The sequence below is a fragment of the Mesorhizobium sp. M0028 genome (genome assembly GCF_040323855.1).
Lineage (GTDB): Bacteria > Pseudomonadota > Alphaproteobacteria > Rhizobiales > Rhizobiaceae > Mesorhizobium.
Window position 1 is genome coordinate 157,094 of record NZ_JAMYVG010000009.1, and the last position, 23,143, is coordinate 180,236.

17 protein-coding genes are annotated in these 23,143 nt (G+C 63.3%); 11 read left to right on the top strand and 6 right to left on the bottom strand.

Going from position 1 to position 23,143, the window contains the following annotated elements; genetic code table 11:
* Window positions 1-217 precede the first annotated feature (217 nt).
* From NKJ93_RS18755 to amaB, 8 genes are all read left to right on the top strand, one after another.
* Window positions 218-1,408 carry an acyl-CoA dehydrogenase gene (locus tag NKJ93_RS18755; RefSeq protein ID WP_023720243.1) on the top strand — a complete coding sequence of 397 codons (1,191 nt, stop codon included), beginning with the start codon at window positions 218-220 and terminating at the stop codon, window positions 1,406-1,408.
* Between the two features lie 446 nt (window positions 1,409-1,854).
* Window positions 1,855-5,226 carry a transglutaminase family protein gene (locus NKJ93_RS18760; protein WP_352481986.1) on the top strand — a complete coding sequence of 1,124 codons (3,372 nt, stop codon included), beginning with the start codon at window positions 1,855-1,857 and terminating at the stop codon, window positions 5,224-5,226.
* Window positions 5,227-5,232: 6 nt separating this feature from the next.
* Window positions 5,233-7,644 carry a circularly permuted type 2 ATP-grasp protein gene (locus NKJ93_RS18765; protein WP_352590658.1) on the top strand — a complete coding sequence of 804 codons (2,412 nt, stop codon included), beginning with the start codon at window positions 5,233-5,235 and terminating at the stop codon, window positions 7,642-7,644.
* A gap of 7 nt (window positions 7,645-7,651) precedes the next feature.
* Window positions 7,652-8,536: a transglutaminase family protein gene (locus NKJ93_RS18770; protein ID WP_023720247.1), complete on the top strand. Its 885-nt coding sequence runs from the start codon at window positions 7,652-7,654 to the stop codon at window positions 8,534-8,536.
* A 109-nt stretch (window positions 8,537-8,645) separates the two neighbouring features.
* Window positions 8,646-9,764, top strand: coding sequence for a DNA topoisomerase IB (locus tag NKJ93_RS18775; RefSeq protein WP_023720248.1), 1,119 nt, complete (start codon window positions 8,646-8,648; stop codon window positions 9,762-9,764).
* 86 nt (window positions 9,765-9,850) lie between these two features.
* Complete coding sequence (locus tag NKJ93_RS18780) at window positions 9,851-10,225, top strand: YciI family protein (protein ID WP_023720249.1); 375 nt, start codon at window positions 9,851-9,853, stop codon at window positions 10,223-10,225.
* Window positions 10,222-11,484, top strand: a complete 1,263-nt coding sequence (locus NKJ93_RS18785) for an RNA polymerase sigma factor (protein WP_352590661.1) — start codon at window positions 10,222-10,224, stop codon at window positions 11,482-11,484. Before NKJ93_RS18780 ends, NKJ93_RS18785 begins: the two co-directional genes overlap by 4 nt.
* Before the next feature lie 183 nt (window positions 11,485-11,667).
* The gene (gene amaB, locus NKJ93_RS18790; RefSeq protein WP_352590730.1) at window positions 11,668-13,179 is read left to right on the top strand and encodes an L-piperidine-6-carboxylate dehydrogenase; all 1,512 of its coding nucleotides are present in this window, start codon (window positions 11,668-11,670) and stop codon (window positions 13,177-13,179) included.
* A gap of 59 nt (window positions 13,180-13,238) precedes the next feature.
* On the opposite strand, the gene NKJ93_RS18795 is transcribed toward amaB, so the two are convergent.
* A complete protein-coding gene (locus NKJ93_RS18795) occupies window positions 13,239-14,102 on the bottom strand; it encodes a hypothetical protein (RefSeq protein WP_352590664.1) in 864 nt (287 codons plus the stop codon).
* 725 nt (window positions 14,103-14,827) lie between these two features.
* Here NKJ93_RS18795 and NKJ93_RS18800 point away from each other — a divergent pair.
* Complete coding sequence (locus NKJ93_RS18800; protein WP_023720252.1) at window positions 14,828-15,640, top strand: nucleotidyltransferase family protein; 813 nt, start codon at window positions 14,828-14,830, stop codon at window positions 15,638-15,640.
* A complete protein-coding gene (locus NKJ93_RS18805; RefSeq protein WP_023720253.1) occupies window positions 15,633-16,385 on the top strand; it encodes a metallophosphoesterase family protein in 753 nt (250 codons plus the stop codon). Before NKJ93_RS18800 ends, NKJ93_RS18805 begins: the two co-directional genes overlap by 8 nt.
* A 319-nt stretch (window positions 16,386-16,704) precedes the next feature.
* Here the strand turns inward: NKJ93_RS18805 and NKJ93_RS18810 are convergent, their stop codons facing one another.
* Both NKJ93_RS18810 and NKJ93_RS18815 read right to left on the bottom strand, forming a co-directional pair.
* Complete coding sequence (locus NKJ93_RS18810; RefSeq protein ID WP_352590667.1) at window positions 16,705-18,318, bottom strand: DHA2 family efflux MFS transporter permease subunit; 1,614 nt, start codon at window positions 18,316-18,318, stop codon at window positions 16,705-16,707.
* Entirely contained in the window at window positions 18,315-19,490 is a 1,176-nt protein-coding gene (locus NKJ93_RS18815) for an HlyD family secretion protein (RefSeq protein WP_352481994.1), read from the bottom strand. The genes NKJ93_RS18810 and NKJ93_RS18815 overlap by 4 nt, the downstream gene beginning before the upstream one ends.
* A gap of 272 nt (window positions 19,491-19,762) precedes the next feature.
* Between NKJ93_RS18815 and NKJ93_RS18820 the strand changes: the two genes are divergently transcribed.
* Window positions 19,763-20,194 (top strand): hypothetical protein, encoded by a 432-nt coding sequence (locus tag NKJ93_RS18820; protein WP_023720256.1) that lies wholly within the window; start codon window positions 19,763-19,765, stop codon window positions 20,192-20,194.
* A gap of 353 nt (window positions 20,195-20,547) precedes the next feature.
* On the opposite strand, the gene NKJ93_RS18825 is transcribed toward NKJ93_RS18820, so the two are convergent.
* The 3 genes from NKJ93_RS18825 to NKJ93_RS18835 all read right to left on the bottom strand — a co-directional run bounded on the left by NKJ93_RS18825 (window position 20,548) and on the right by NKJ93_RS18835 (window position 23,052).
* Window positions 20,548-21,738 carry an NADH-quinone oxidoreductase subunit D gene (locus NKJ93_RS18825; RefSeq protein ID WP_023720257.1) on the bottom strand — a complete coding sequence of 397 codons (1,191 nt, stop codon included), beginning with the start codon at window positions 21,736-21,738 and terminating at the stop codon, window positions 20,548-20,550.
* Window positions 21,739-21,805: 67 nt separating this feature from the next.
* Window positions 21,806-22,231, bottom strand: coding sequence for a hypothetical protein (locus tag NKJ93_RS18830; protein WP_352590670.1), 426 nt, complete (start codon window positions 22,229-22,231; stop codon window positions 21,806-21,808).
* A gap of 146 nt (window positions 22,232-22,377) precedes the next feature.
* The gene (locus NKJ93_RS18835; RefSeq protein WP_352590672.1) at window positions 22,378-23,052 is read right to left on the bottom strand and encodes a DUF2161 domain-containing phosphodiesterase; all 675 of its coding nucleotides are present in this window, start codon (window positions 23,050-23,052) and stop codon (window positions 22,378-22,380) included.
* Between the last annotated feature and the right edge of the window lie 91 nt (window positions 23,053-23,143).

Genomic DNA, 23,143 nt, shown 5'->3' on the forward strand with positions numbered 1-23,143 from the left:
AGGTCAGAAGGCGGCGCTCGACATTGATGATCCATCACCAATGCTCATGGATCGGCGAAGCTATTTCGTTTGATTTTTTCAGGACGGAAGCCGATAAGCCGCGCGTTTCAAGATTTCTGTTTGATGCATGTCGTTATCCCCAAGCTGCCGAACACCCTCGGGTCAGGCCCGTGGGCAAGCTTTGGGCGACATGCATGAGTTTGGGAGACCGAGAGCCATGGCCGCCGATAAGAATGCATTCGTCTGGGACGATCCTTTCCTGATCGAGGACCAGCTTTCGGAAGACGAGCGCATGGTGCGTGATGGCGCCGCGGCGTTTGCCGCCGACAAGCTCGCTCCGAAGATCGAGGAAGCCTATCTCGAGGAGAAGACCGACGCCGGGATCTTTCGCGAAATGGGCGAGGCCGGTCTGCTCGGCATCACCATCCCCGAGGAATATGGCGGGCTCGGCGCCAACTACGTCACCTACGGGCTGGTGGCGCGCGAGGTCGAACGCGTCGATTCCGGCTATCGCTCGATGATGAGCGTGCAGTCGTCGCTGGTGATGTATCCGATCCATGCCTATGGCTCGGAAGAGCAGCGCAAGAAATACCTGCCGAAGCTGGCGTCGGGCGAATGGATCGGCTGCTTCGGCCTGACCGAGCCGGATGCCGGTTCCGACCCGGGCGGCATGAAGACGCGGGCCGAGAAGACTGCGAGCGGCTACAGGATCTCCGGCTCGAAGATGTGGATTTCCAACGCCCCGATCGCCGACGTGTTCGTCGTCTGGGCAAAATCGGCCGCGCATGACAACGAGATTCGCGGCTTTGTCCTGGAAAAGGGCATGAACGGGCTGTCGGCGCCGAAGATCGGCGGCAAGCTGTCGCTGCGAGCGTCGATCACCGGCGAAGTGGTGATGGAAGGCGTCGAAGTCGGCGAGGACGCGCTGCTGCCCAATGTCTCGGGCTTGAAGGGGCCGTTCGGCTGCCTCAACCGCGCGCGCTACGGCATCTCCTGGGGCGCCATGGGCGCGGCGGAGGATTGCTGGCACCGCGCCCGCCAGTATGGCCTCGACCGCAAGCAGTTCGGCAAGCCGCTGGCCGGCACGCAGCTTTTCCAGAAGAAGCTCGCCGACATGCAGACCGAGATCGCGCTCGGCCTGCAGGGCAGCCTGCGCGTCGGGCGGCTGATGGATGAAGGCAAGATGGCGCCGGAGATGATCTCACTCGTCAAGCGCAACAATTGCGGCAAGGCGCTCGACATCGCCCGCCAGGCCCGCGACATGCATGGCGGCAATGGCATCCAGATCGGCTACCACGTCATGCGCCACGCCCAGAACCTGGAAACGGTCAACACCTATGAGGGCACGCATGATGTGCATGCGCTGATCCTCGGACGGGCGCAGACCGGGTTGCAGGCGTTCTTTTAGGGTTCAGGTGTTCTTCGCTCCAAGGATGCCCGTGCTTCGCATCTTCCCTCGCAAAGCGGCAGATCGGCAATTTTCGCCGACGGTGCCACATTTTGTTCTTGCTTTGTGCCGGCAGCTATGCTACTAATTTGGCTATGGTGCTAATTGGCACCGACGACCCGCCCACAGAGGCGGGTTTTCTTTTCAGCTCTTTTCGACCAAGCGTCGCGCGGGTTGCCGATCATCGATATCGGCGGGACAGTGGCCGGTGCTGACCCACCGGCCTTCGGCTCTGCAGCGTTGCAACGTCTGCGGCCACGCTGCGGAATCCCAGGGTCGGCGCTCCGTTTGTGAGGCTGTGAAGGCTGCTTAGTTTAGGTGCAGCGCAACATCTCTGCTTGGAGAATGGTCAGCATTCGTGTCAGGGTTCAGCGAACTCCTTTTGAAACGCCGACTTCAGGGGCACCATGGCAATTCTGGCAGCCGTCTATCACCTGACCCACTACAAATACGACCGGCCGGTCGTATTGGGCCCGCAAGTCATAAGGTTGCAGCCTGCGCCGCATTCCCGCACCAAAGTGCTCAGCCATTCGCTGAAGGTCGGGCCGGCAAACCACTTCGTCAATCTGCAGCAGGACCCCTACGGCAATTTCCTTGCCCGCTTCGTCTTCCCCGAGCCGGTAACGGAATTGAAGATCGAGGTCGATCTCGTTGCCGACATGACGGTCTACAATCCGTTCGATTTCTTCGTCGAACCGTCGGCCGAGACGTTTCCGTTCGAATACCCGGAAGAGATCAGGGACGATCTGACCATCTACCGGACGCCGGAACCGGCAGGGCCACTGTTGCAGGCGTTCCTCAAAACCATCGACCGCAGTGCGACCAATACCGTCAATTTTGTCGTCGACCTCAATGCGCGGCTGCAGCGCGAGATCGCCTATATCGTGCGCATGGAAACCGGCGTCTTCTCGCCCGAGGAAACGCTGGCCGCCGGCAAGGGATCCTGCCGCGATTCGAGCTGGCTCCTGGTGCAGATACTGAGGAACCTCGGCATCGCCGCGCGTTTCGTCTCCGGCTATCTGATCCAGCTCAAACCCGACCTCGTCGCGCTCGACGGACCGCCCGGTACGGCGACCGATTTCACTGACCTCCATGCCTGGTGCGAGGTGTATCTGCCGGGCGCCGGCTGGATCGGCTTCGACCCGACCTCCGGCCTGCTTACCGGCGAAAGCCATGTGCCGCTCGCGGCAACGCCGCATTTCCGCAATGCCGCGCCGATCTCCGGCATGGCGAGCTTCGCCAATGTCGAATTCGGCTTCGACATGCGGGTCGACCGCATCGCCGAACATCCGCGCATCACCAAGCCGTTCTCCGACGAGAGCTGGCAGGCGCTCGACGCGCTGGGCGTCGAGGTCGATGCAGCACTCCAGGCCGGCGACGTGCGGCTGACCATGGGCGGCGAGCCGACCTTCGTCTCAATCGACGATTTCGAGGCGGCCGAGTGGAACACCGCCGCCGTCGGGCCGACCAAACGCGAAAAGGCCGATGCGCTGATCCGCCGGCTGCGCGAACGCTTCGCGCCGGGCGGCTTTTTGCATTACGGACAGGGCAAATGGTACCCCGGCGAAAGCCTGCCGCGCTGGACGTTCTCGCTTTACTGGCGCACCGACGGCGAGCCGGTGTGGAGCGATCCGTCACTGATCGCACATGAAAAGAGCGAGGCGGATGTCGGACCGAAGCAGGCCGAGAGCCTGCTGACCGCGATTGCCGACGAACTCGGCATCGACAAGACGATGGTCAGCGAAGCCTATGAGGATCCGGCCGAATGGCTGCTCAAGGAAGGCAAGCTGCCGGACAATGTCGATCCCTCCAATTCGAAGCTGGAGGACCCGGAGGAGCGCAGCCGCATGGCGCGGGTGTTCGAACGCGGGCTGACCAAGCCGTCGGGTTACGTGCTGCCCGTCCAGCGCTGGAACAGCCAGGCTTCCGGACCGCGCTGGCGCTCGGAGAAGTGGAAGACGCGGCGCGGCAGGCTGTTCCTGGTGCCCGGCGATTCGCCGGTCGGCTACCGCCTGCCGCTCGGCACGCTGCCTTATGTGCCGCCGGCGCAGTTCCCCTATATCGTACCGGTCGATCCATCGCTGCCGCGCGGACCATTGCCGGCGCGTGAGGCGATCTTGCCCGGTGCTGCTTCTTCGCCCGCTCCGGCCGAACTGGAAGGCGCCGACGAAATGGCGCGACGCCAGCAGGCGGTCTCCTTCACGGCCGTTACCGGCCAGCAAGACCGCGTCGAACAGGAGATTACCGAGATCGGCGGCGCCGTGCGCACAGCGCTTTCGGTCGAGCCGCGCGACGGACGGCTTTGTGTGTTCATGCCGCCGGTCGAGGCGCTGGAGGATTATCTCGAACTGGTCGCGGCGGCGGAGAACGCGGCAAGGGCTATCGGCCTGCCGGTGCATATCGAGGGCTACGGCCCGCCGCACGATCCGCGCCTTAATGTCATCCGTGTCGCACCCGATCCCGGCGTCATCGAGGTCAATATCCACCCCGCCGCGAATTGGCAGGATTGCGTGGCGACGACCACGGCGATCTACGAAGAGGCGCGGCAGACGCGGCTTGGCGCCGACAAATTCATGATCGACGGCCGTCACACCGGCACCGGCGGCGGCAACCACGTCGTCGTCGGCGGTGCCACGCCCAATGACAGTCCGTTCCTGCGCCGCCCCGACCTGTTGAAGAGCCTGGTGCTGCAATGGCAGCGGCATCCGTCGCTATCCTATCTGTTCTCCGGCCTGTTCATCGGCCCGACCAGCCAGGCGCCGCGCTTCGACGAGGCACGACACGATTCGCTCTACGAACTCGAGATCGCGATGGCGCAGGTGCCACATCCGGACAAGGGCGCGGCACCCCTGCCGTGGCTGGTCGACCGGCTGTTCCGCAACCTCCTGACCGACGTGACGGGCAATACGCATCGCTCCGAAATCTGTATCGACAAGCTGTTTTCGCCGGACGGGCCGACCGGCCGGCTGGGGCTGGTCGAATTCCGCGGCTTCGAGATGCCGCCCAACGCGCGCATGAGCCTGGCGCAGCAATTGCTGGTGCGCGCCATCATCGCCCGGGCCTGGAAGAACCCGCTCGACGGCCGCTTCGTACGCTGGGGCACCTCGCTGCACGACCGTTTCATGCTGCCGCATTATGTCTGGGCGGATTTTCTCGATGTGCTGGACGACCTCAAGCTGAACGGCTTTGCGTTCCGTCCGGAATGGTTCGACGCCCAGCTCGAATTCCGCTTTCCGTTCTGCGGCGAGGTCCAGCATGCCGGCATCAAGCTGGAGCTCAGGCAAGCACTGGAGCCTTGGCATGTGATGGGCGAGCAAGGCGCGATCGGCGGCACGGTGCGCTTTGTCGATTCCTCCGTCGAACGGCTGCAGGTGAAGACCGAGGGGCTCAACCCGGAACGTCACGCCGTCGTCTGCAACGGCCGCCGGGTGCCGATGAAGGTGACCGACAACCGCGAGATCGCGGTGGCCGGCGTTCGCTTCAAGGCCTGGCAGCCGGCGTCGGGCCTGCATCCGGCGCTGCCGGTCAACACGCCGCTGGTCTTCGATATCTATGACCGCTGGTCGGGCCGCGCGGTTGGCGGTTGCGTCTACCATGTGGCACATCCCGGCGGGCGCAGCTACGACACGTTCCCGGTCAACGGCAATGAAGCGGAGGCGCGGCGGCTCGCCCGCTTCGAGCCGCGTGGCCATACTCCGTCCGGCTATGTGCTGCGCAACGAAGAAGCCTCTGAAGATTTCCCGATGACCCTTGACCTTCGGCGGCCGCAAAGACTCTGATCAGCTATGGCGAAGGGGAATCACAAAAAGCTGCGCAGCAAGCCGCAAACCCACAGTCTGCTGGAGCACTACCAGCCGATCGACGGCGTCGTCGACGAGATGGTCGATGCGTCGGGCAATCCGCGGCCGGCCTGGCGGCACTTCATCGAGGCGCTGGAGGACCTGGGGCCGGAAAAGCTTGCCCAGCGTTTTGCCCGCGCCGACCAGTACCTGCGCGATGCCGGCGTCTACTACCGCGTCTACGACAAGGCCGGCGCCAATGAGCGGGAATGGCCGCTGGCGCATGTGCCGCTGCTGATCGAGGAGGAGGAATGGGCTGACATCAGCGCCGGCCTGGTCCAGCGCGCCGATCTGTTCGAGGAGACCATCGCCGACATTTACGGGCCGAACCGGCTGGTCGAGAAAGGCATTCTGCCGGCTGGATTGATCGCGGCCAGCCCGGAATATTTGCGGCCGGTCGTCGGCACCAGGCCTGCCAGCGGCCATTTCCTGCATTTCTGCGCCTTCGAGCTCGGTCGTGGCCCGGACGGCCGCTGGTGGGTGCTTGGCGACCGCACCCAGGCGCCGTCGGGCGCCGGCTTTGCGCTGGAAAACCGCGTCGCCACCACAAGGGCACTGTCCGACATTTACGGCGAGATGCATGTGCACCGCTTGGCCGGTTTCTTCCGCCGTTTTCGCGATGCGCTGATCGGCATGGCCAAGCAAGCCGGCGGCCGTGTCGCCATCCTGACGCCGGGACCGCTGAACGAGACCTATTATGAACATGCCTATATCGCCCGCTATCTCGGCATCATGCTGCTCGAGGGCGAGGACCTGACTGTCTCCGGCGGCAGGCTGATGGTGCGCACAGTTTCGGGGCTGATGCCGGTCAGCGTCTTGTGGCGACGGCTCGACGCTGCCTTTGCCGATCCGCTCGAGTTGCGGTCGGACTCGCAGATCGGCACGCCGGGGCTGGTCGAAGCGGTCCGGCAAGGGGCGGTTTCGGCCGTCAATGCACTGGGTTCCGGCCTGATGGAGACGCGCGCTCTGCTCGCCTTCCTGCCGAAGATTTCGCGCGCCCTGCGCAATGAGGAACTGCTGCTGCCGACGGTCGCGACATGGTGGTGCGGGCAGGATACGGAGCGCGAACATGTGCTCGCCAATATCGATAGCATGGTGATCGGCCCGGCACTGTCGACGCGGCTTGCCTTCGAGGACGACGGCTCGACCAAGCTCGGGTCAGCGCTGTCGGCCGAGGAACGGGCCGAGCTCGTCGCCCGGATCGAACAAGACGGCGGCGACTTTGTCGGCCAGGAAGCGGTGACGCTGTCGACCACTCCTGTCTATGTCAGCGGCTGGCTGGAGCCGCGGCCGGCAAGCCTGCGCGTCTATCTGGCGCGGACGCCGGAAGGCTGGACCGTGATGCCGGGCGGTTTTGCCCGTGTCGGCTTCTCGCTCGACCCGACGGCCATCGCCATGCAGCGCGGCGGCCAGGCGGCGGATGTTTGGGTGGTCAGCGACAGGCCGGTGGAGCGTGAGACGCTGCTGCCGCAGGAGCATGACAGCTTCACCCGAACCTTGCCGGGCAGCCTGCCCAGCCGCGCGGCGGAAAACCTGACATGGCTCGGCCGCTATATCGAGCGATCGGAAGACACGGTGCGCATCCTGCGCGCCTACCACGTGCGGCTGGCCGAGACATCCGATCCCGAGATGCCGCTGCTCGCCGACATCAGGGACTATCTCGCGCCGTTCGGTATCGACGTCGAGACGGCAATCCCGTTGGGGCTCATCGGCACGCTGGACAGCGCCGTGTACAGCGCCGGGCAGATCCGCGACCGCTTCTCGCCCGATGGCTGGCTGGCATTGAAGGACCTGTCGAAGACGATCCATCAATTTGCCGTGACAGTGGCGCCGGGCGACGACGCGACAAGGGCAATGACGGTCATCCTGCGCAAGCTGGCCGGGTTTTCCGGCCTGCTGCACGAGAATATGTACCGTTTCGCCGGCTGGCGTTTCCTGGAAATCGGCCGCAGGCTCGAACGCGGCATCCAGATCGCCCGCACGCTCGCCCGACTGACCAGGGCCGAGGCGCCGGAAGGCGCGCTCGACATGATGCTGGAGATCGGCGACAGCGTTATGACCCACCGCCGGCAATATCCGGTGCAGGCGGGACGGCGTACCGTTGTCGACCTTCTGGCGCTCGATCCGCTCAACCCGCGCTCAATCCTGTTCCAGCTCGAACGGCTGAAGGCCGAAATCGCGCTGCTGCCCTCTGTCGGCGGTGAAGGCCATATGTCGCCGGCGGCCAAGGAAATCCTGCAGCTCAACACGTCGATCGCCATCAGGGAGCCCTCGGACATGACGGCCAAGGCCCTCAGCGATCTCGCCAATGAAATCGGCGGCCTCTACAACAGCCTCTCCAAAGCCTATTTCGGGTAGAGACGGCATGCTCTACGACATCAGGCTTCACCTGCGTTACGACTATGATGCGGCGGCCGGCGGCGGCCGCCATCAGGTGCGTGTGCTGCCGCCGACCATCCCTGGCGTACAGCGCGTCATCGCCGCTTCACTGTCTTTTGTGCCGGCGCCCAGCGAACGCTCCGACTTTTCCGACTTTTTCGGCAACAGTGTCACCTCGATCGCCTTTCGTGACGCACATGATGCGCTCGACATCAGGATGAGCGCGCGTGTTTCAGTGTCGCGGCCGGAGCCCGGGCTCGACGTATCGCCCGACCTACGCCGGCTGAGGGAAGAACTCGGCGCGGTGCACTCGCTGGCGCCGGCTTCGCCGCATCACTTTCTGGCCGCCAGCGATCATGCCGGCATCGACCCGGCAATCACTGCCTATGCGAAAGGCAGTGCCAGCAGTTCGACGGTCGGCACGGCCATGGCTCTGTGCAACCGCATTCACCGCGATTTCACCTATGACGGCGAGGCGACCACGGTGCAGACGCGGGCCAGCGACGCCTTCGGCCTGAAGCGCGGCGTCTGCCAGGATTTTTCCCATATTATGATCGCCGGCCTGCGTGGCCTCGGCATTCCTGCAGGCTATGTCAGCGGATTCCTACGCACCATCCCGCCGCGTGGGAAGCCGCGGCTCGAAGGCGCCGACGCCATGCATGCCTGGGTCAAGGTGTGGTGCGGGCGCGATGCCGGCTGGCAGGAATTCGATCCGACCAACGGCATGCGCGCTAGCAACGATCATATCACGGTCGGCTATGGCCGCGACTACTCCGATGTGGCGCCGATCGTCGGCGTGCTGAAAACCACGGGCGGGCAGGTTGGCGAGCAGGCAGTCGACGTCATACCGGTCGTGCTCGAAAAGGCGTGATGGCACCTCCTCGTTGCACGGCGTCGTCGTTAATCTGTCCTGGCAATCAAAAGGCGGTGGAACCCGCAGCCAGCAGGCGGCTTATCTACGGAAATTCCGTGGAGAGGACATGCTGGACAAATCCGGGTCGTCGTCTGGCCGATCGGCTGTTAGGAAAGCTGCACCAAAGAACGGGGTGCCGCGGAACGGAGCGCTGGAGAACGGCGCGCACGCCTCGGCCGTTCGGGCCTCGCTCAACTATGTCGCCGACACCGAACCCGGTATTCGCCGGCTGCGTTCAGGCAACGGGTTCTCGTACAAAGGGCCCGACGGACGTGCCGTCGACCAGGACGCGCTGGCACGCATCAAGGCGCTCGCCATTCCACCGGCCTGGACGGATGTGTGGATCTCGGCGGATGCCGACGGTCACATTCAGGCAACCGGTCGGGACCAGCGCGGGCGCAAGCAATACCGCTATCATCAGCACTGGGCGGAGGAGCGTGACGGGGTCAAATACTCGAGCCTCATCGCCTTCGCCGAAAGCCTGCCCGAATTGCGACGGCAGATCGATGCCGATCTGCGCCGTCACGGCCTGCCGCTGGAACGCGTCGTTGCGGCCATCGTCTGGCTGCTCGACAACACGATGATCCGCGTCGGCAACGCCGCCTACGCCCGCGATAACAAGAGTTTTGGGCTGACCACGCTGCGCGACCGCCATGTCGACATCAAGGGCTCGAGCCTGCGTTTTGCCTTCATCGGCAAATCCGGCAAGGAATGGAGATTGAAGCTTGTCGATCGCCGGATCGCCAAGATCGTGCGTGGAGCGCAGGACCTGCCGGGCCAGAAACTGTTCCAGTATCTCGACGAGGAAGGAAACAGGCATCCGGTGCGCTCCGACGACGTCAACCGCTATATCAGGGAGAATGCCGGCGTCGAGTTCAGCTCCAAGCATTTCAGAACGTGGGGCGGAACCATCCACGCGGCGTCGCTGTTTGCGCAAACCGAACGCCCGGAAGGCCAGGCACAACAAAAGCGGGCGATGAACGGCGTCATCGACAAGGTTGCCGAGCGGCTCGGCAATACGCGCGCCGTCTGCCGCCGCTGCTACATCCATCCGGAAGTCTTCCGCGCCTGGTCCGAAGGAGGGCTGCTTGGCGAAATGGCGGACGCCAACAGAGGCAAGCGCTCGATCGCCGGGCTCGACGACGAGGAGGCCCTGGTCTTGAGATGGCTGAAGGCGAGGGAATGACGCAGGACCGGGGGCGTATTTTTTTGTCGACGCCATGTCGGGATCGGTCCTAGTGTTTCGTCCTTTGACAGAGAAAAGGACGACCCATGCTCTACGCGATCCTCTGCTATGCCTCTGAAGACGTCGTCTGCTCCTGGAGCAAGGAGCAGGACGATGCCGTCATGGAAAAACTTATCGGCGTACAAGAGAAATATGCCAACGCCGGGCGGCTTGGCCCCGTGGCGCGGCTTTTGCCGACGACGGCGGCGACAACGCTGCGAAAGGTCAAGGGCGAATCGATCGTCATCGACGGCCCGTTTGCCGAAACCAAGGAACAGTTCCTCGGCTTCTACACGCTCGAATGCGCCGACCTCGACGAGGCCGTCGACTTCGCGCGCGAGCTTTCCGAGGTCAACCCGAGCGGCGGCTCCTACGAGATCCGGCCGGTCTCGCTCTTCAATCCCGCCAAGGTTTCCGCATGACCGAACTTGCCTGGATCAGCACGGCAATCAGCACCGCTCGCCCGCAGGCGATGGGAGCATTGCTGCGCTACTTCCGCGACCTCGACGCGGCGGAGGAAGCATTCCAGGACGCCTGCCTGAGGGCCCTGAACAACTGGCCGAAAAATGGCCCGCCGCGCGATCCGGCAGCCTGGCTGATCTTCGTCGGCCGCAACAGCGGCATCGATGCGGTGCGCAAGCGCGCCAAGCAGGCGCCGCTGCCGGAGGAGGACCAGATCTCCGATCTCGACGATGCCGAGAGCGACATCGCCGAGCGGCTGGACGGTGCGCATTACCGCGACGATATTTTGCGGCTGCTGTTCATCTGCTGCCATCCCGACCTGCCGGCCACCCAGCAGATCGCGGTGGCGTTGCGCATCGTCTCCGGCCTGACGGTCAAGCAGATCGCCCGCGCCTTCCTCGTCGGGGAAAGCGCCATGGAGCAGCGTATCACGCGCGCCAAGGCGCGTATCGCCGATGCCGGGGTGCCGTTCGAGACGCCGGGAGCGGTCGAGCGCTCCGAACGGCTCGCCGCCGTCGCCGCCATGGTCTACCTGATCTTCAACGAAGGCTATTCCAGCAACAGCGGCGAGGCGTCGGCGCGTGCGCCGCTTTGCGAAGAGGCGATCCGGCTGGCCCGGCTGCTGCTCAGGCTATTCCAGACCGAGCCGGAGATCATGGGGCTGACGGCGCTGTTGCTGCTGCAGCATGCACGCGCGCCGGCTCGCTTCGACGAGAACGGCGAGATCGTGCTGCTCGAAGACCAGGACCGCAGCCTGTGGAGCCGCAAGATGATCGATGAAGGCCTGGCGCTGGTCGATAAGGCGTTGCGCCATCGCAAGCCCGGTCCCTACCAGGTGCAAGCGGCGATCGCCGCGCTGCATGCACGGGCGGAAAAGCCCGAGGATACGGACTGGAACGAGATCGACCTGCTCTACGGGCTGCTCGAGCAGATGCAGCCGTCGCCGGTGGTGACGCTCAACCGCGCCGTCGCCGTCTCCAAGGTGCGTGGGCCGGAAGCCGCACTCGCCATGATCGAGCCGCTGGAGCAAAGGCTTTCCGGCTATTTCCACTTCTTCGGCCTCAAGGGCGGCCTGCTGATGCAGCTTGGCCGCGGCGACGAGGCGCGTGTCGCTTTCGACCGCGCCATCGCGCTTGCCAATACGGCCGCCGAGGCGGCGCATATCCGCATGCATATCGACCGGCTGATGAAAGAAGGCGCCAAGCAAACGGCGCATTGATCCGACGCCTCCGCCTGGTTCAACGGTCTGACCTTTGCTTAGACCATGCCGGGGTGGCGATTTTTCCCTGAAACGAGTAATGCCACGCCATGACAGTGCCCGATGTGCCGACCGGCACGGAGACGGCGTGCCACAAGGCTTTGACCGACGCCATATGAGCGACGGGATCTGAAAGGGATGAAAATGACGATTGCGAAGGAAACGGCCGGGCTTCTGGCGAAACTGGGCGTTGCCGAGGGCGCGCTTACGGGCGGCGATCTCATCGTGCGCAGCCCGGTGACCGGCGAGCAGATCGCCGCGCTGAAGACCATCTCGCCGGCCGATGCGGCGACGACCATCGACAAGGCGCACAGGGCTTTCCTGGCGTGGCGGCAGGTGCCAGCTCCCAAGCGTGGCGAACTGGTACGGCTGCTCGGCGAGGAATTGCGCACCCACAAGGCCGAGCTTGGCCGGTTGGTATCGATCGAAGTCGGCAAGATTCCATCCGAGGGTCTTGGGGAAGTGCAGGAGATGATCGACATCTGCGATTTCGCCGTCGGTCTCTCCCGGCAATTGTACGGCCTGACCATCGCCACCGAGCGCCCCGGCCACCGCATGATGGAGACCTGGCATCCGCTCGGCGTCGTCGGCGTCATTTCGGCCTTCAATTTCCCGGTGGCGGTCTGGTCGTGGAACGCAGCGCTGGCGCTGGTCTGCGGCGACGCGGTGGTGTGGAAGCCGTCCGAGAAGACACCGCTGACGGCGCTCGCCTGCGAAGCGATCTTCAAGCGCGCGGCAAAGCGTTTCGGCGATGCGCCGGAAGGGCTGGTGCCGGTGCTGATCGGCGATCGCGCCGTCGGCGAGATCCTGGTCGACCATCCGAAGGTGCCGTTGGTCTCCGCCACCGGTTCGACGCGCATGGGCAGGGATGTCGGCCCACGGCTGGCGAAGCGCTTTGCCCGTGCCGTGCTGGAGCTCGGCGGCAACAATGCCGGCGTCGTCTGCCCGACGGCCGATCTCGACATGGCGCTGCGCGCGATCGCCTTTGGAGCGATGGGCACGGCCGGCCAGCGCTGCACGACGCTGCGGCGCCTGTTCGTGCATGAGAGCGTCTATGACCAGCTCGTTCCGCGCCTGAAGAAGGCCTATGAAAGCGTCTCGGTCGGCAATCCGCTGGAGACAAGCGCTCTCGTCGGCCCGTTGATCGACAAGGCTGCCTACGACAACATGCAGAAGGCGTTGGAGGAGGCGGCTTCGCATGGCGGTAAGATAACCGGCGGAATGCGGGTCGAGAACGGCCAGCCTGAGGCCTACTATGTGCGTCCGGCGCTGGTCGAAATGCCGAAGCAGGTGTCACCGGTGACCGAAGAGACCTTCGCGCCGATCCTCTATGTGATGAAATATTCGGATTTCGACGCCGTGCTCTATGAGCACAATGCGGTCGGCGCGGGGCTGTCGTCGTCCATCTTCACCCGCGACCTGCAGGAATCCGAGCGCTTCCTCGGCGTCGACGGTTCGGACTGCGGCATTGCCAACGTCAATATCGGCACTTCGGGGGCCGAGATCGGCGGGGCCTTCGGCGGCGAGAAGGAAACCGGCGGCGGCCGCGAGTCGGGCTCGGATGCCTGGAAAGCCTATATGCGGCGCGCTACCAATACGGTGAACTATTCCAAGGCGCTGCCGCTCGCCCAGGGCGTTTCGTTCGACATCGATTGAAATGCCAAACCTTCGTCGCGGCGGCGCCAAAGCCGCCACGACGGCGTTCGGCTCGCCGTTCAGCTGGCTTCGGAAGTTACAACACAATTGTCGAAGGCTGCATCGATGATGGCGAGCTTGACCGCCTGGGCGGTCATGTATTCCTGATAGAACTCGCTCGACACCCACATGACCGAGTGACCCCGCTGGCCCAACCAGCCGATGCTGCCGAGTTCCTCGGCATCGCGCAATTTGCGTGACAGGTGGGTCCGGGAAAGCTTGAGCCAGTTCGCGAAATCTCCGATTGAGACGACACCGGTCGGAATTCGGTCCAGGTCAGCATGATCGGGATCGACGCCAGACATCAGCCAATCCATGACGATGCCGCCATTGTCGAGCCAGGTGAACAAGGAAAAGGTCTGTCTCGGCTCCCGCACGGCATGCGACGAAAGCAGGCCGTCGGCCACCAGCGGCTGCAGTTTGGCGAGCAGGTCCGGTTGTGCGACGAATGCAGCCAGTCGAAATCCATTGTCCAGGCTGTCCAGCGTTTTCAGATGCGCCATGACCCAGCCGGCAACCGTCTCCAGAGTGCCCGCGGTCGGCTCAAAGGGGCGGATGCGCCCGTATTTGATCGGCAGATGCCGGATGAAACCGTAATGCAGCATCTCCTTCAGGAAGGCGTCGGCGGTGTTGCGGCTGGCCACCGAATGCCGGCAGATGTCGTCCATGAACCGTGCAGACGTAAGTCCCTTGCGATGATCGTCCGGCTCTCGATTGAAATACAAGCCAAGGCCGATATGGGCCATCAGCCAACGCTGTTGCGCGGCGAATACGGAGGCCAGCCGCGGGTTCGCTTCATAGGTTTGGAGAAGCGTCCGCGACTGAGCCTGGACATGGCGACGCAGTGCCGGATGGCTGGCAATGTCTTCAGAAACCAGCGCCATCCCCGCCGCGCCCAATCAAATTTGCAACTGGAAATGCCGGTAACAATTTCAGCCTTCGCGGGCCGTGTCCAGAGCCGGCGCATCAGGATACGAGCTGAATCCCGCCGGCTAGTGGCTTAATTCCGCGACTTGATCGCCGAGGCCCCTGATCTCGCGAGGCGCTGATCTCGCTGCAGAAGGCTAGCCTGCTTGAACCCACCAATGATGGCTTCGCCTGTCCAGCCCGTGCTCCCGCCGATGGCGACGCGGAACCAACACAAGTTTTGCTCGTTGAAGAACGCTGATTGGACTGAGACAGTGAGGAACTACAAAATGGAGAATGGCCTTTTCGCCACGCCGCCTGCAGCGTTCCGGAAAACAGAGTCGGTTTGGCTACGGGCGCTCAAGTGGCTGTTACGCCGGGTGCGCAGCGCCTCCGACAGCTCGGGAACCATGTTGAAACCAATCCTTTCCGGACCCGAGAATGATAGCGGGCCCACTACGCCTCGACGCGCTTGAGGCCGAAGCGCGCTGCGATCTTGACGCCAAAAATAACCGCTCACATGTCTCTTTATGGCTGCCGCCGCGGCCGAGAGCCATGACCGCTTCGCAGGCCCGCCACCGCGGCGTGTTCGCCTGATGCAGCAGGCGAGAGCGGCGGTGGCACGCAGCGGCGGGAACCATCGGGCATGCTTGGCTATTAGATACAGGCGGCTGCTGGTCTGCCGGGCCAGGAGCCATTTGCTATGATCATCAATCCCCCACCGGAAAGCGCCATCCCGGCATCCGTTCCGTCGGTCGATCCAAAAGCCGCCCCGACGCCTCGCAATGCCGAAGCGGAGGTCTTTTATATCGAAGCGATCCGCGAGCTTGTCGCGACGGGCATCCCCTTTCTCGTCGCCGGCACCTATGCCGTAAGCGCCTATACCGGGATCATCCGCCCGACCAAGGATCTCGACATTTTCTGCAAGGCCGGCGACTGCCCGCGCATCCTCGCCCATTTCAAGCAGATCGGCTATGCGGTCGTGGTCGAGGACGACCGGTGGCTCGGCAAGGTGTTCAGGGGTACGCATTTTTTCGACGTCATCTTCACCTCGATGAACGGCACAATGCCTGTCGACGACCAGTGGCTGGAGCATGCTCGCCAGGCCGAATTGCTGGGCAGCCACGTGCGGATCATCGGCCCAACCGAGCTTATCTGGTCCAAATGCTTCATCCAGGACCGCGGCCGGCATGATGGCGCCGACGTCGCGCACACCATCCTCAAGGCGCACGACCAGATCGACTGGCAAAGGCTGCTTTCCTACATGGAAGTTCATTGGGAAGTCTTGCTGATGCATCTCTTGAACTTCAGATGGATCTATCCGACGGAGCGAGACCGTGTGCCCGCGTGGCTGCTCGACGAGTTGCTCGACCGGCTGGCCAAGCAGCGCGAATTGCCGCCTTCCCGGATGCGGATCTGCCGCGGGCGCATGCTTTCACGAACCGACTATGAGATCGACGTCAAGCAATGGGGCTTTGCCGACGTCGGCGGTGAAGGAGAATATAGCGATGGCTGACGAGCTCGAATCTGCTTCGGCAAAGGCCGAAAACGGCGGCACACTCAAGGTCGCCGCCATCGGCGATCTGCATGTCGGCAAGGAGGACCAGGCGTCGTACCGCGATCTTTTCGGCGAGATGTCGCGCGAAGCCCAGGTTCTCGTGCTGACCGGCGACCTTACCAATCTCGGCAAGCCTCGGGAGGCCGAAATCCTTGCCGAGGAACTGCGTGCCTGCACGATCCCGGTCGTCGCCGTACTTGGCAACCACGACTATGAGTCAGGCGCCGTCGAGCAGGTCACCGACATTTTGCGTCAGGCGGGCGTTCATCTCCTCGACGGCGAGGCGACGGAGATTCACGAGGTCGGGTTCGTTGGGGTCAAGGGTTTCGTTGGCGGTTTTGGATCGCGCATGCTCGGCTCCTTTGGCGAACCGGCGATCAAGTCGATGGTGGCGGAAAGCGTGAACGAAGCGATGCGGCTTGAAAACGCGATGCGGCAGGTCCGCGCCAAACGCACGCTTGTCGTTCTGCACTACGCGCCTGTCGTCGAGACGGTCGAAGGCGAGCCGCTGGAGATTTTCCCGTTTCTCGGTTCGTCACGCCTGGCCGAGACAATAGACCGGTTCCAGGTCAGCGCAGTGGTGCATGGCCATGCGCATCGTGGCGTCTATGAGGGCCGTACGCCGGGCGGAGCGTCGGTCTATAACGTTGCCATGCATGTCGCCAAGCCGACCGGCCGCCCCTACGCCATGCTCGAAATCTGACAGGCGGCGCCGCTGGCGCAAGCAATCGCCAGACAGGCTGCAGAACGATCACGGCAACTGCCGGCTGAAAGACATCCGCTTCGGCGGAATATCGTTTTCATCCGGATTGGGAATGGGGTCCTCGTCGGGGAGCCTGTCGGGGTCCGGCTCACGCACGGGCTTGGGATCGGGGATGGGAGGCGGTGGTACCGGGGTCGGTGTTGGCTCGGGTGTGGGAATAGTGGCCATCGTGATCATCTCCTCTTGGCGCAGAACAACGCAATGGGTCAGCTGGTTCCCGGCTTCCTCGTTTTTGGAACCACACCGTCGCGCCTGCGGGTCAGCCCATCTCCGGATTCTCGTGTCTGCTGCCCGACTTGCCTGACCGCAGCAGCAGGGCAAGCGGAACGAGCAGGGCGGTTGCCACCGCGCAATAGCGGAAGACATCGACGTAGGCGAGCAGCGTGGCCTGGCGGGCGATCAACTGGCCGAGCCAGCCGATCGCCTGCTGCTTCGCCTGGACCAGCGGCGAACCCTGGGCGACGAAATGCTCGGTCGCCTGCCGAAGCACCTGCTGATAGGCGGGCGACGATTGCACGGTGTGGCCAACCAGATTCGATTGATGGATCTGGGAGCTTTGCGCAATGACGGTGTTGGACAGCGAGACGCCGATGCTGCCGCCGATATTGCGTGCAACGTTGATCAGCGCCGATGCCTGGTTGGTCTGTTGCGGGGGCAGGCCGACATAGGCCGCGGTCGAGATGGGAATGAACAGGAACGGCAGCCCGACCATCAGGAAGACACGGGCAAAGGCAAAGAAGCGGAAGCTGGCGTCCGGGGTAAGCGAGGTCATGTGCCAAAGCGCGACTGCGACCACCGACATGCCCACCATGATCAGGTATTTGGGCTGCACGATGCTGCCTACAAATCCGGACACCGGCATCAAGATCAGCATGGCGATGCCGCCCGGCATCATCGAAAGGCCCGACAGCGTCGCGGTGTAGGCAAATGTCGTCTGCTGCAGCTGCGGCACGATCTGGGTGGTGCTGAACAGGATAGCACCGACCGCCATCATAACCAGGAAGGCCGTGCCGAACTGGCGCGTGAACAATAGGCGCATGTCGACGACCGGATCGCTGCGACTGATTTCCCATGGGATAAGCAGCAGGAACGCGATCGCGGAAATCACTGCGAAAGTCGTAATGAAATTCGAGGCGAACCAATCGTAGCGCTGGCCTCGGTCGAGGAAGATCTCGAGGCACCCCAGTGCGGTAGCCACCAGGATGAATCCGACCCCGTCGATCTTCAGGCCGCCTTTCAGCCGTTCCTTGCGTTCGCGTTCGAGTACGTCCGGTTCGACCAACAGCCATTGCACCAGTGCCAGCGACAGGATGCCGAACGGCACGTTGATGAAGAAGATCCAGTGCCAGGAGAAATGGTCCGTCAGCCAGCCGCCGATCGTCGGCCCGACCGTTGGTGCGACGATGACGGCAATGCCGTAAAGCGCGAAGGCTTGCGAGCGCTTTTCCGGCGGAAAGGTATCGGCAAGGATCGATTGCTCGCTTGGCGCCATGCCGCCGCCGCCGAGGCCCTGAAGGATCCTGAACAGGATGAGCAGTTCCAGGTTGGGCGCCAGTCCGCACAGCAGCGACGCGACGGTGAAGGTCGCCACGCAGAGCATGTAGTAGCGCTTGCGGCCGATGGCGCTTGCCAGCCAGCCGCTGACCGGGATGATCACCGAGTTGGCCACAAGATAGGTGGTAATGACCCAGGTGCTTTCGTCCATTCCGGCCGCCAGGCTGCCGGCGATGTTGCGCAGGGCGACATTGGCGATCGAGGTGTCCAGCACCAGCATGAACGTGGCGATGGAAACGACAATGGCGATGAGCCAGGGATTGTGCGTCCCGGCGGCGGATCGGCTTTCGCCCTGATTTCTGGCTGCTTCGCCGTTCATCGCACCTTGACCGTCGGCACCACCGACAGCCCTGGGCCGAGAAGCACATCCGGCGGCTTGTCGAAGACGATCTTGACCGGCACGCGCTGCACCACCTTGACGTAGTTGCCGGTGGCATTTTCAGCCGGCAGGAGGCTGAAGGCGGTGCCGCTGCCGGCCTGGATGCTGTCGACGCGGCCATGGAAGGACTTGTCCGGGTACGCGTCGATATCGATGTCGACCGGTTGTCCCTGCCGCATCAGGTCGAGCTGCGTCTCCTTGAAATTGGCCCTCACCCAGACCTCGTCGGGAACGAACATCATCAATACCTGGCCGGGTTGGGCGTAGGTGCCGTCAGCGGCCGAAATGCTCGTTGCCCGCCCGGCTGCGGGTGCTGTGATGGTCGTGCGCGACAGCGTCGTGCGTGCTTGCTCCTGGCTGGCTTTGGCCTGTTCGAGCTGCGCCTCGGCGCTCCTGGCTTGTGCCTGCAAGACCGAAACCTGGCTTTTTGCTGAGGCGACATTGGCCTCGGCACTGTCCAGCGCGGCCTGATCCTGACGCAGCGTCGATGCCGCTTGCTGCGCCTGCTGCTGCGTTGCCGTGCCCTTGGCCAGGAGTTCGCGATTGCGTTGATCCTCTGCCTTGGCGAAATCCAGCGCTGCCTTGGCCTGTGCAACCTGCCTCTGGGCAGCGTTCACCTTTGCGTTTTGAGCCTCGATCTGAGCGGTGACATTGACGATTTCGGCTTCGGCCGCGGCGACGCCGGCATCGGCCTGCTTCAGATTTGCCTGATAGTCGCTGTCGTCGATGCGCAGGAGGACATCACCTGCCTGCACGTGCTGATTGTCGCTAACCGCCAGCTCGGTAATGCGGCCGGCGATTTGGGCGCCGATCGTCACCGTGCGGGCGTCGATGAAGGCGTCGTCGGTCGATTCGTACTGGCGAGCGTTCAGCCACCAGATCACGACGCCTGCCGCGACGAGCAACAGCGCAAGCGCAACCGCCGCCGTCGCATAGGGATGGCGCTTGGGAAAGCCGAGCAGACCGGCCTTTCGTTGCGAGGCATCCCCGTCGGGCTTTTCCTGCCGCGGCTCTGCCGATCGCTCACGAGATTCTCGAACCCGGGCCGGTTGCTCCCGAGTTTCATTTACAGGCTCGACGTCTTGTTCGACGCTTTGAGGCTTCGTGTCCAACGGAATGGCTTTCAAGACTGATATTGCAGCCGCCGGGGCGGACGCAAAGCCAAACCGCGAGCTTCCGCAAAAGTTCCTGCCCGGAATGGGTTCGGTTAACGGGGCGACGTCGAACCCACTGAGCGGCGCCGGCGCGTTGGAACCGAGCGCCGCTTCACCGGGCAGGTGATCCGTACGCCTCATGTTGCGGTGATCCGGCCTTGTCAGCGCTCCACGGCGCGATAATTGCTCATATAGGCGTGGGCGAATTCACCTGTCGACAGGAGCCGACCATGAAACATCAAACACTCGACCAACTGCATGCCGTCGCGGAAGTTGAGTCCTTCGCGGCGTATCCGGCGATGAGCCGAAACCAGCGGATTGAACGTTGGGCAGAACTTCTCGAGCAAAACCCGACGCGATGCCTTGGGGCGCTTCCAGGCACCGAATATATGAACAGGGAAGCGCGCGACAGATCGCGTGGCGCTGGGACGCCGCTCACTGTCGCTTTCGAGGATCCGGTTCTGCGTGCCATGGGCTTGAACGACGATACCTATGGTGAGGCAAAGCGCTTCTTCGAACTGAGCGACCGGCAGTTGCACCAAATCGTTTGCCATTGCCACGTTGGCGCCACGATGCAAGCGCGATGGGCCGCTGCCAGGGTGCGCGGGATAGTTCGCGGCAACAGATTTGTTGCCTGGATGAAGGGCTTGATCGTGCATTGACGCGATACGAGGAACGGCGGAACACGCGTTCTTTCCGCGCTGTGGAGAGCGCTTCCGAACTTGGAAGGACTCGTGCCCCGTCAGGCCGCGCAGATTGTGAAACTCCTTGACGCTTGGCTGCGCCTTGTCGCGGCCATGCGTCCGTCTTTGATGTGAGAATTTGAGTTGGCCCGCCGCAATTGAGAGCCCTCGTCCGACGGGCGTTCGAGCGCCGTCCAGGCAGGTGAGATCTGGCTAAGGACGAACAATCCCGCGATCGTGGAAGATCCTTCGACCTGGTGAGCGGTCGATCTCTCCAAACACCCTTCGATCCGCTCTAGCGATCGATCTCTCCAAACACCCTTCGATCCGCCCTAGCGGTCGATCTCTCCAAACACAATGTCGAGCGAGCCGATGATCGCGGCAACATCGGCGATCATATGGCCTCGGGACAGGAAATCCATCGCCTGCAGGTGGGCGAAGGAAGGTGCGCGGATCTTGCATCGGTAGGGAATGTTGCCTCCGTCCGATACGAGGTAGACGCCGAACTCGCCCTTCGGCGCCTCGACGGCGGCATAGACTTCACCGCGCGGCACGCGAATGCCTTCTGTATAAAGTTTGAAGTGATGGATCGTCGCTTCCATCGAGCGCTTCATCGTGGCACGCGGCGGCGGCGTGATCTTGCGGTTCGGGATCGCGACCGGCCCCTGGCCTTCGGGTGAGCGCAACTTTTCCAGACATTGCCGCATGATCCGGACCGACTGGCGCATTTCCTCCATGCGTACGAGATAGCGGTCGTAGCAGTCGCCATGCTTGCCGACCGGGATATCGAAATCCATCTCCGGATAGCATTCGTATGGCTGCGCCTTGCGCAGATCCCAGGAGGCGCCCGATCCGCGCACCATCACGCCGGAGAAGGCCCAGGCCCAGGCATCGTCAAGGCCGATCACGCCGACATCGACATTGCGCTGCTTGAAAATGCGGTTCTCGGTCAACAGCCCTTCGAGATTGTCGCAGACCTTGAGGAACGGATCGCAGAAATTCCAGATGTCGTCGAGGAGCTCCGGCGGCAGATCCTGATGCACGCCGCCGACCCTGAAATAATTTGCGTGCATGCGGGCGCCGGACGCGCGCTCGTAAAAGACCATCAGCTTCTCGCGCTCGGCGAAACCCCAGAGCGGCGGCGTCAGCGCGCCGATGTCCATGGCTTGCGTGGTGACGTTGAGGAGGTGCGACAGGAGCCGGCCTATTTCGCAGAAAAGCACGCGAATGAGTTGCCCACGCTTCGGAACCGATATTTCAAGGAGCTTCTCGGCGGCGAGACAGAATGCGTGCTCCTGGTTCATCGGCGCGACGTAGTCGAGCCGGTCGAAATAGGGCAGGGCCTGCAGGTAGTTCTTGTACTCGATGAGCTTTTCGGTGCCGCGATGCAGCAGGCCGATGTGGGGATCGGCGCGTTCCACGATCTCGCCGTCGAGTTCGAGCACCAGCCGCAGGACGCCGTGAGCGGAGGGATGTTGTGGCCCGAAATTGATGGTGAAGTTGCGAACTGCAGCCTCGGCCATGACAGTCCTCCGCGATCCAGGCGGGCTTCGGTTCCATGCCGGAACCGGCTTGTCCGCTTTCAGCCGCTCACGTCGTCGTCTGGATGATCAGCGTCAGCGTGCCGTCGCCGTCGATATTGGCGGCCACGACCTGCGTGGAATTAAGCCCGTTCGCCGCCAGTGCCGATGCCGCCTGCGGCGATGCGTCGATCGAACTTTGCAGGATACGCAAATCCTCGGCGCTGGTCTGGGTGACGACGGCCTCCGCCTGTGCCTTGATGTCAGGAGGCAGATCCTCCATCGCCACGATTGTCACTGCGGTGAAATTCTGCGCGGAGAAGGCTTGGTCAGGTGTAGCCTGGTCGGGAGTGGCCTCTTCGGGCGTGGCTTGCTCTGGCAGGGTTTGCGGGGCCGTCGGCGGGACAGGGGCAAGCTCTGGTCCCACGGATTGCGCATAGACCGGCGAGGCGAGAGCCAGTGCCGAGAGTGTGGCAATTGTCGTCGATAGCCGCATGGCCTTTCCTTCCGTTTTGCTCAGGGACGATCAATTCGGTGACGACACAACCATCGTGTCGAAATATGGTTCCGTCACGGAGGTTTGCTGTCTTGCCGAAGCCGTGATTGTCGCGGAAGCGAGCGCGAAATCCGGCGTTGCCTGTCTCAGGCAGCGGTGTGGCTGCGATGAGGCTGCGGCCAGCGCTGCAATGCTTCACGACCCTGAGCGGTCAGTTCGTAGATCCCGCGATCGGTGCGCGCGAACCAGCGATACACGTTGTGCAGCAGGATTTTGGGCGCGTTCGGCAGGTTGGGCTTCAAGTCACGCGGCCGCTTTGGGCCGTCTGCGAGTGCTGCGGCGCATGCCAGGGCCTGCTGGCGATAGGCGGTCATGATCGGCGCACGCGAGCCGCCGCCGGCGACAGGATCGCCCTGCCGACGCCGATGTTCGTCGATCAGTTTCGAGCGGCGCCGGGAATCCCTACGCGGAGCCAATGCCGTCGGGCTGAGCAGGACCTGAACCTCGCCGTTCGTCCGCACGCCAAGCAGGCCAAAGCCGAGGCGACGGCAGAGATTGCGGTATCTCACGTCGCTCTCACGGCCTTTGCCACGGCCCGACATGCATGCTGCGAGCCAGACCTCGTCGCTCACCGCCATACGGTCGACGCCCTGGAGGACCAGCTCGAGATTGAACTTCAGCTTCAGCTCGCAGATGACGACGATCGGTGGAGAGTCGGCACTCAGCGCCAGCAGATCGCAGCCGCCGATCTCGCCCTTGACCATGAAACCCAGGCCTTCGAGGAAGGTCTTGACCGGGCTGTAGAGTGAAGTCTCGAGCATGGGCTTTGTTCGCTGCGAATCATCCCGCCCCATTGGCGGTTCAGCCGCGATGATCGCTCTTTGCCGTTGAACAGGAGGTAAACGACGGCCA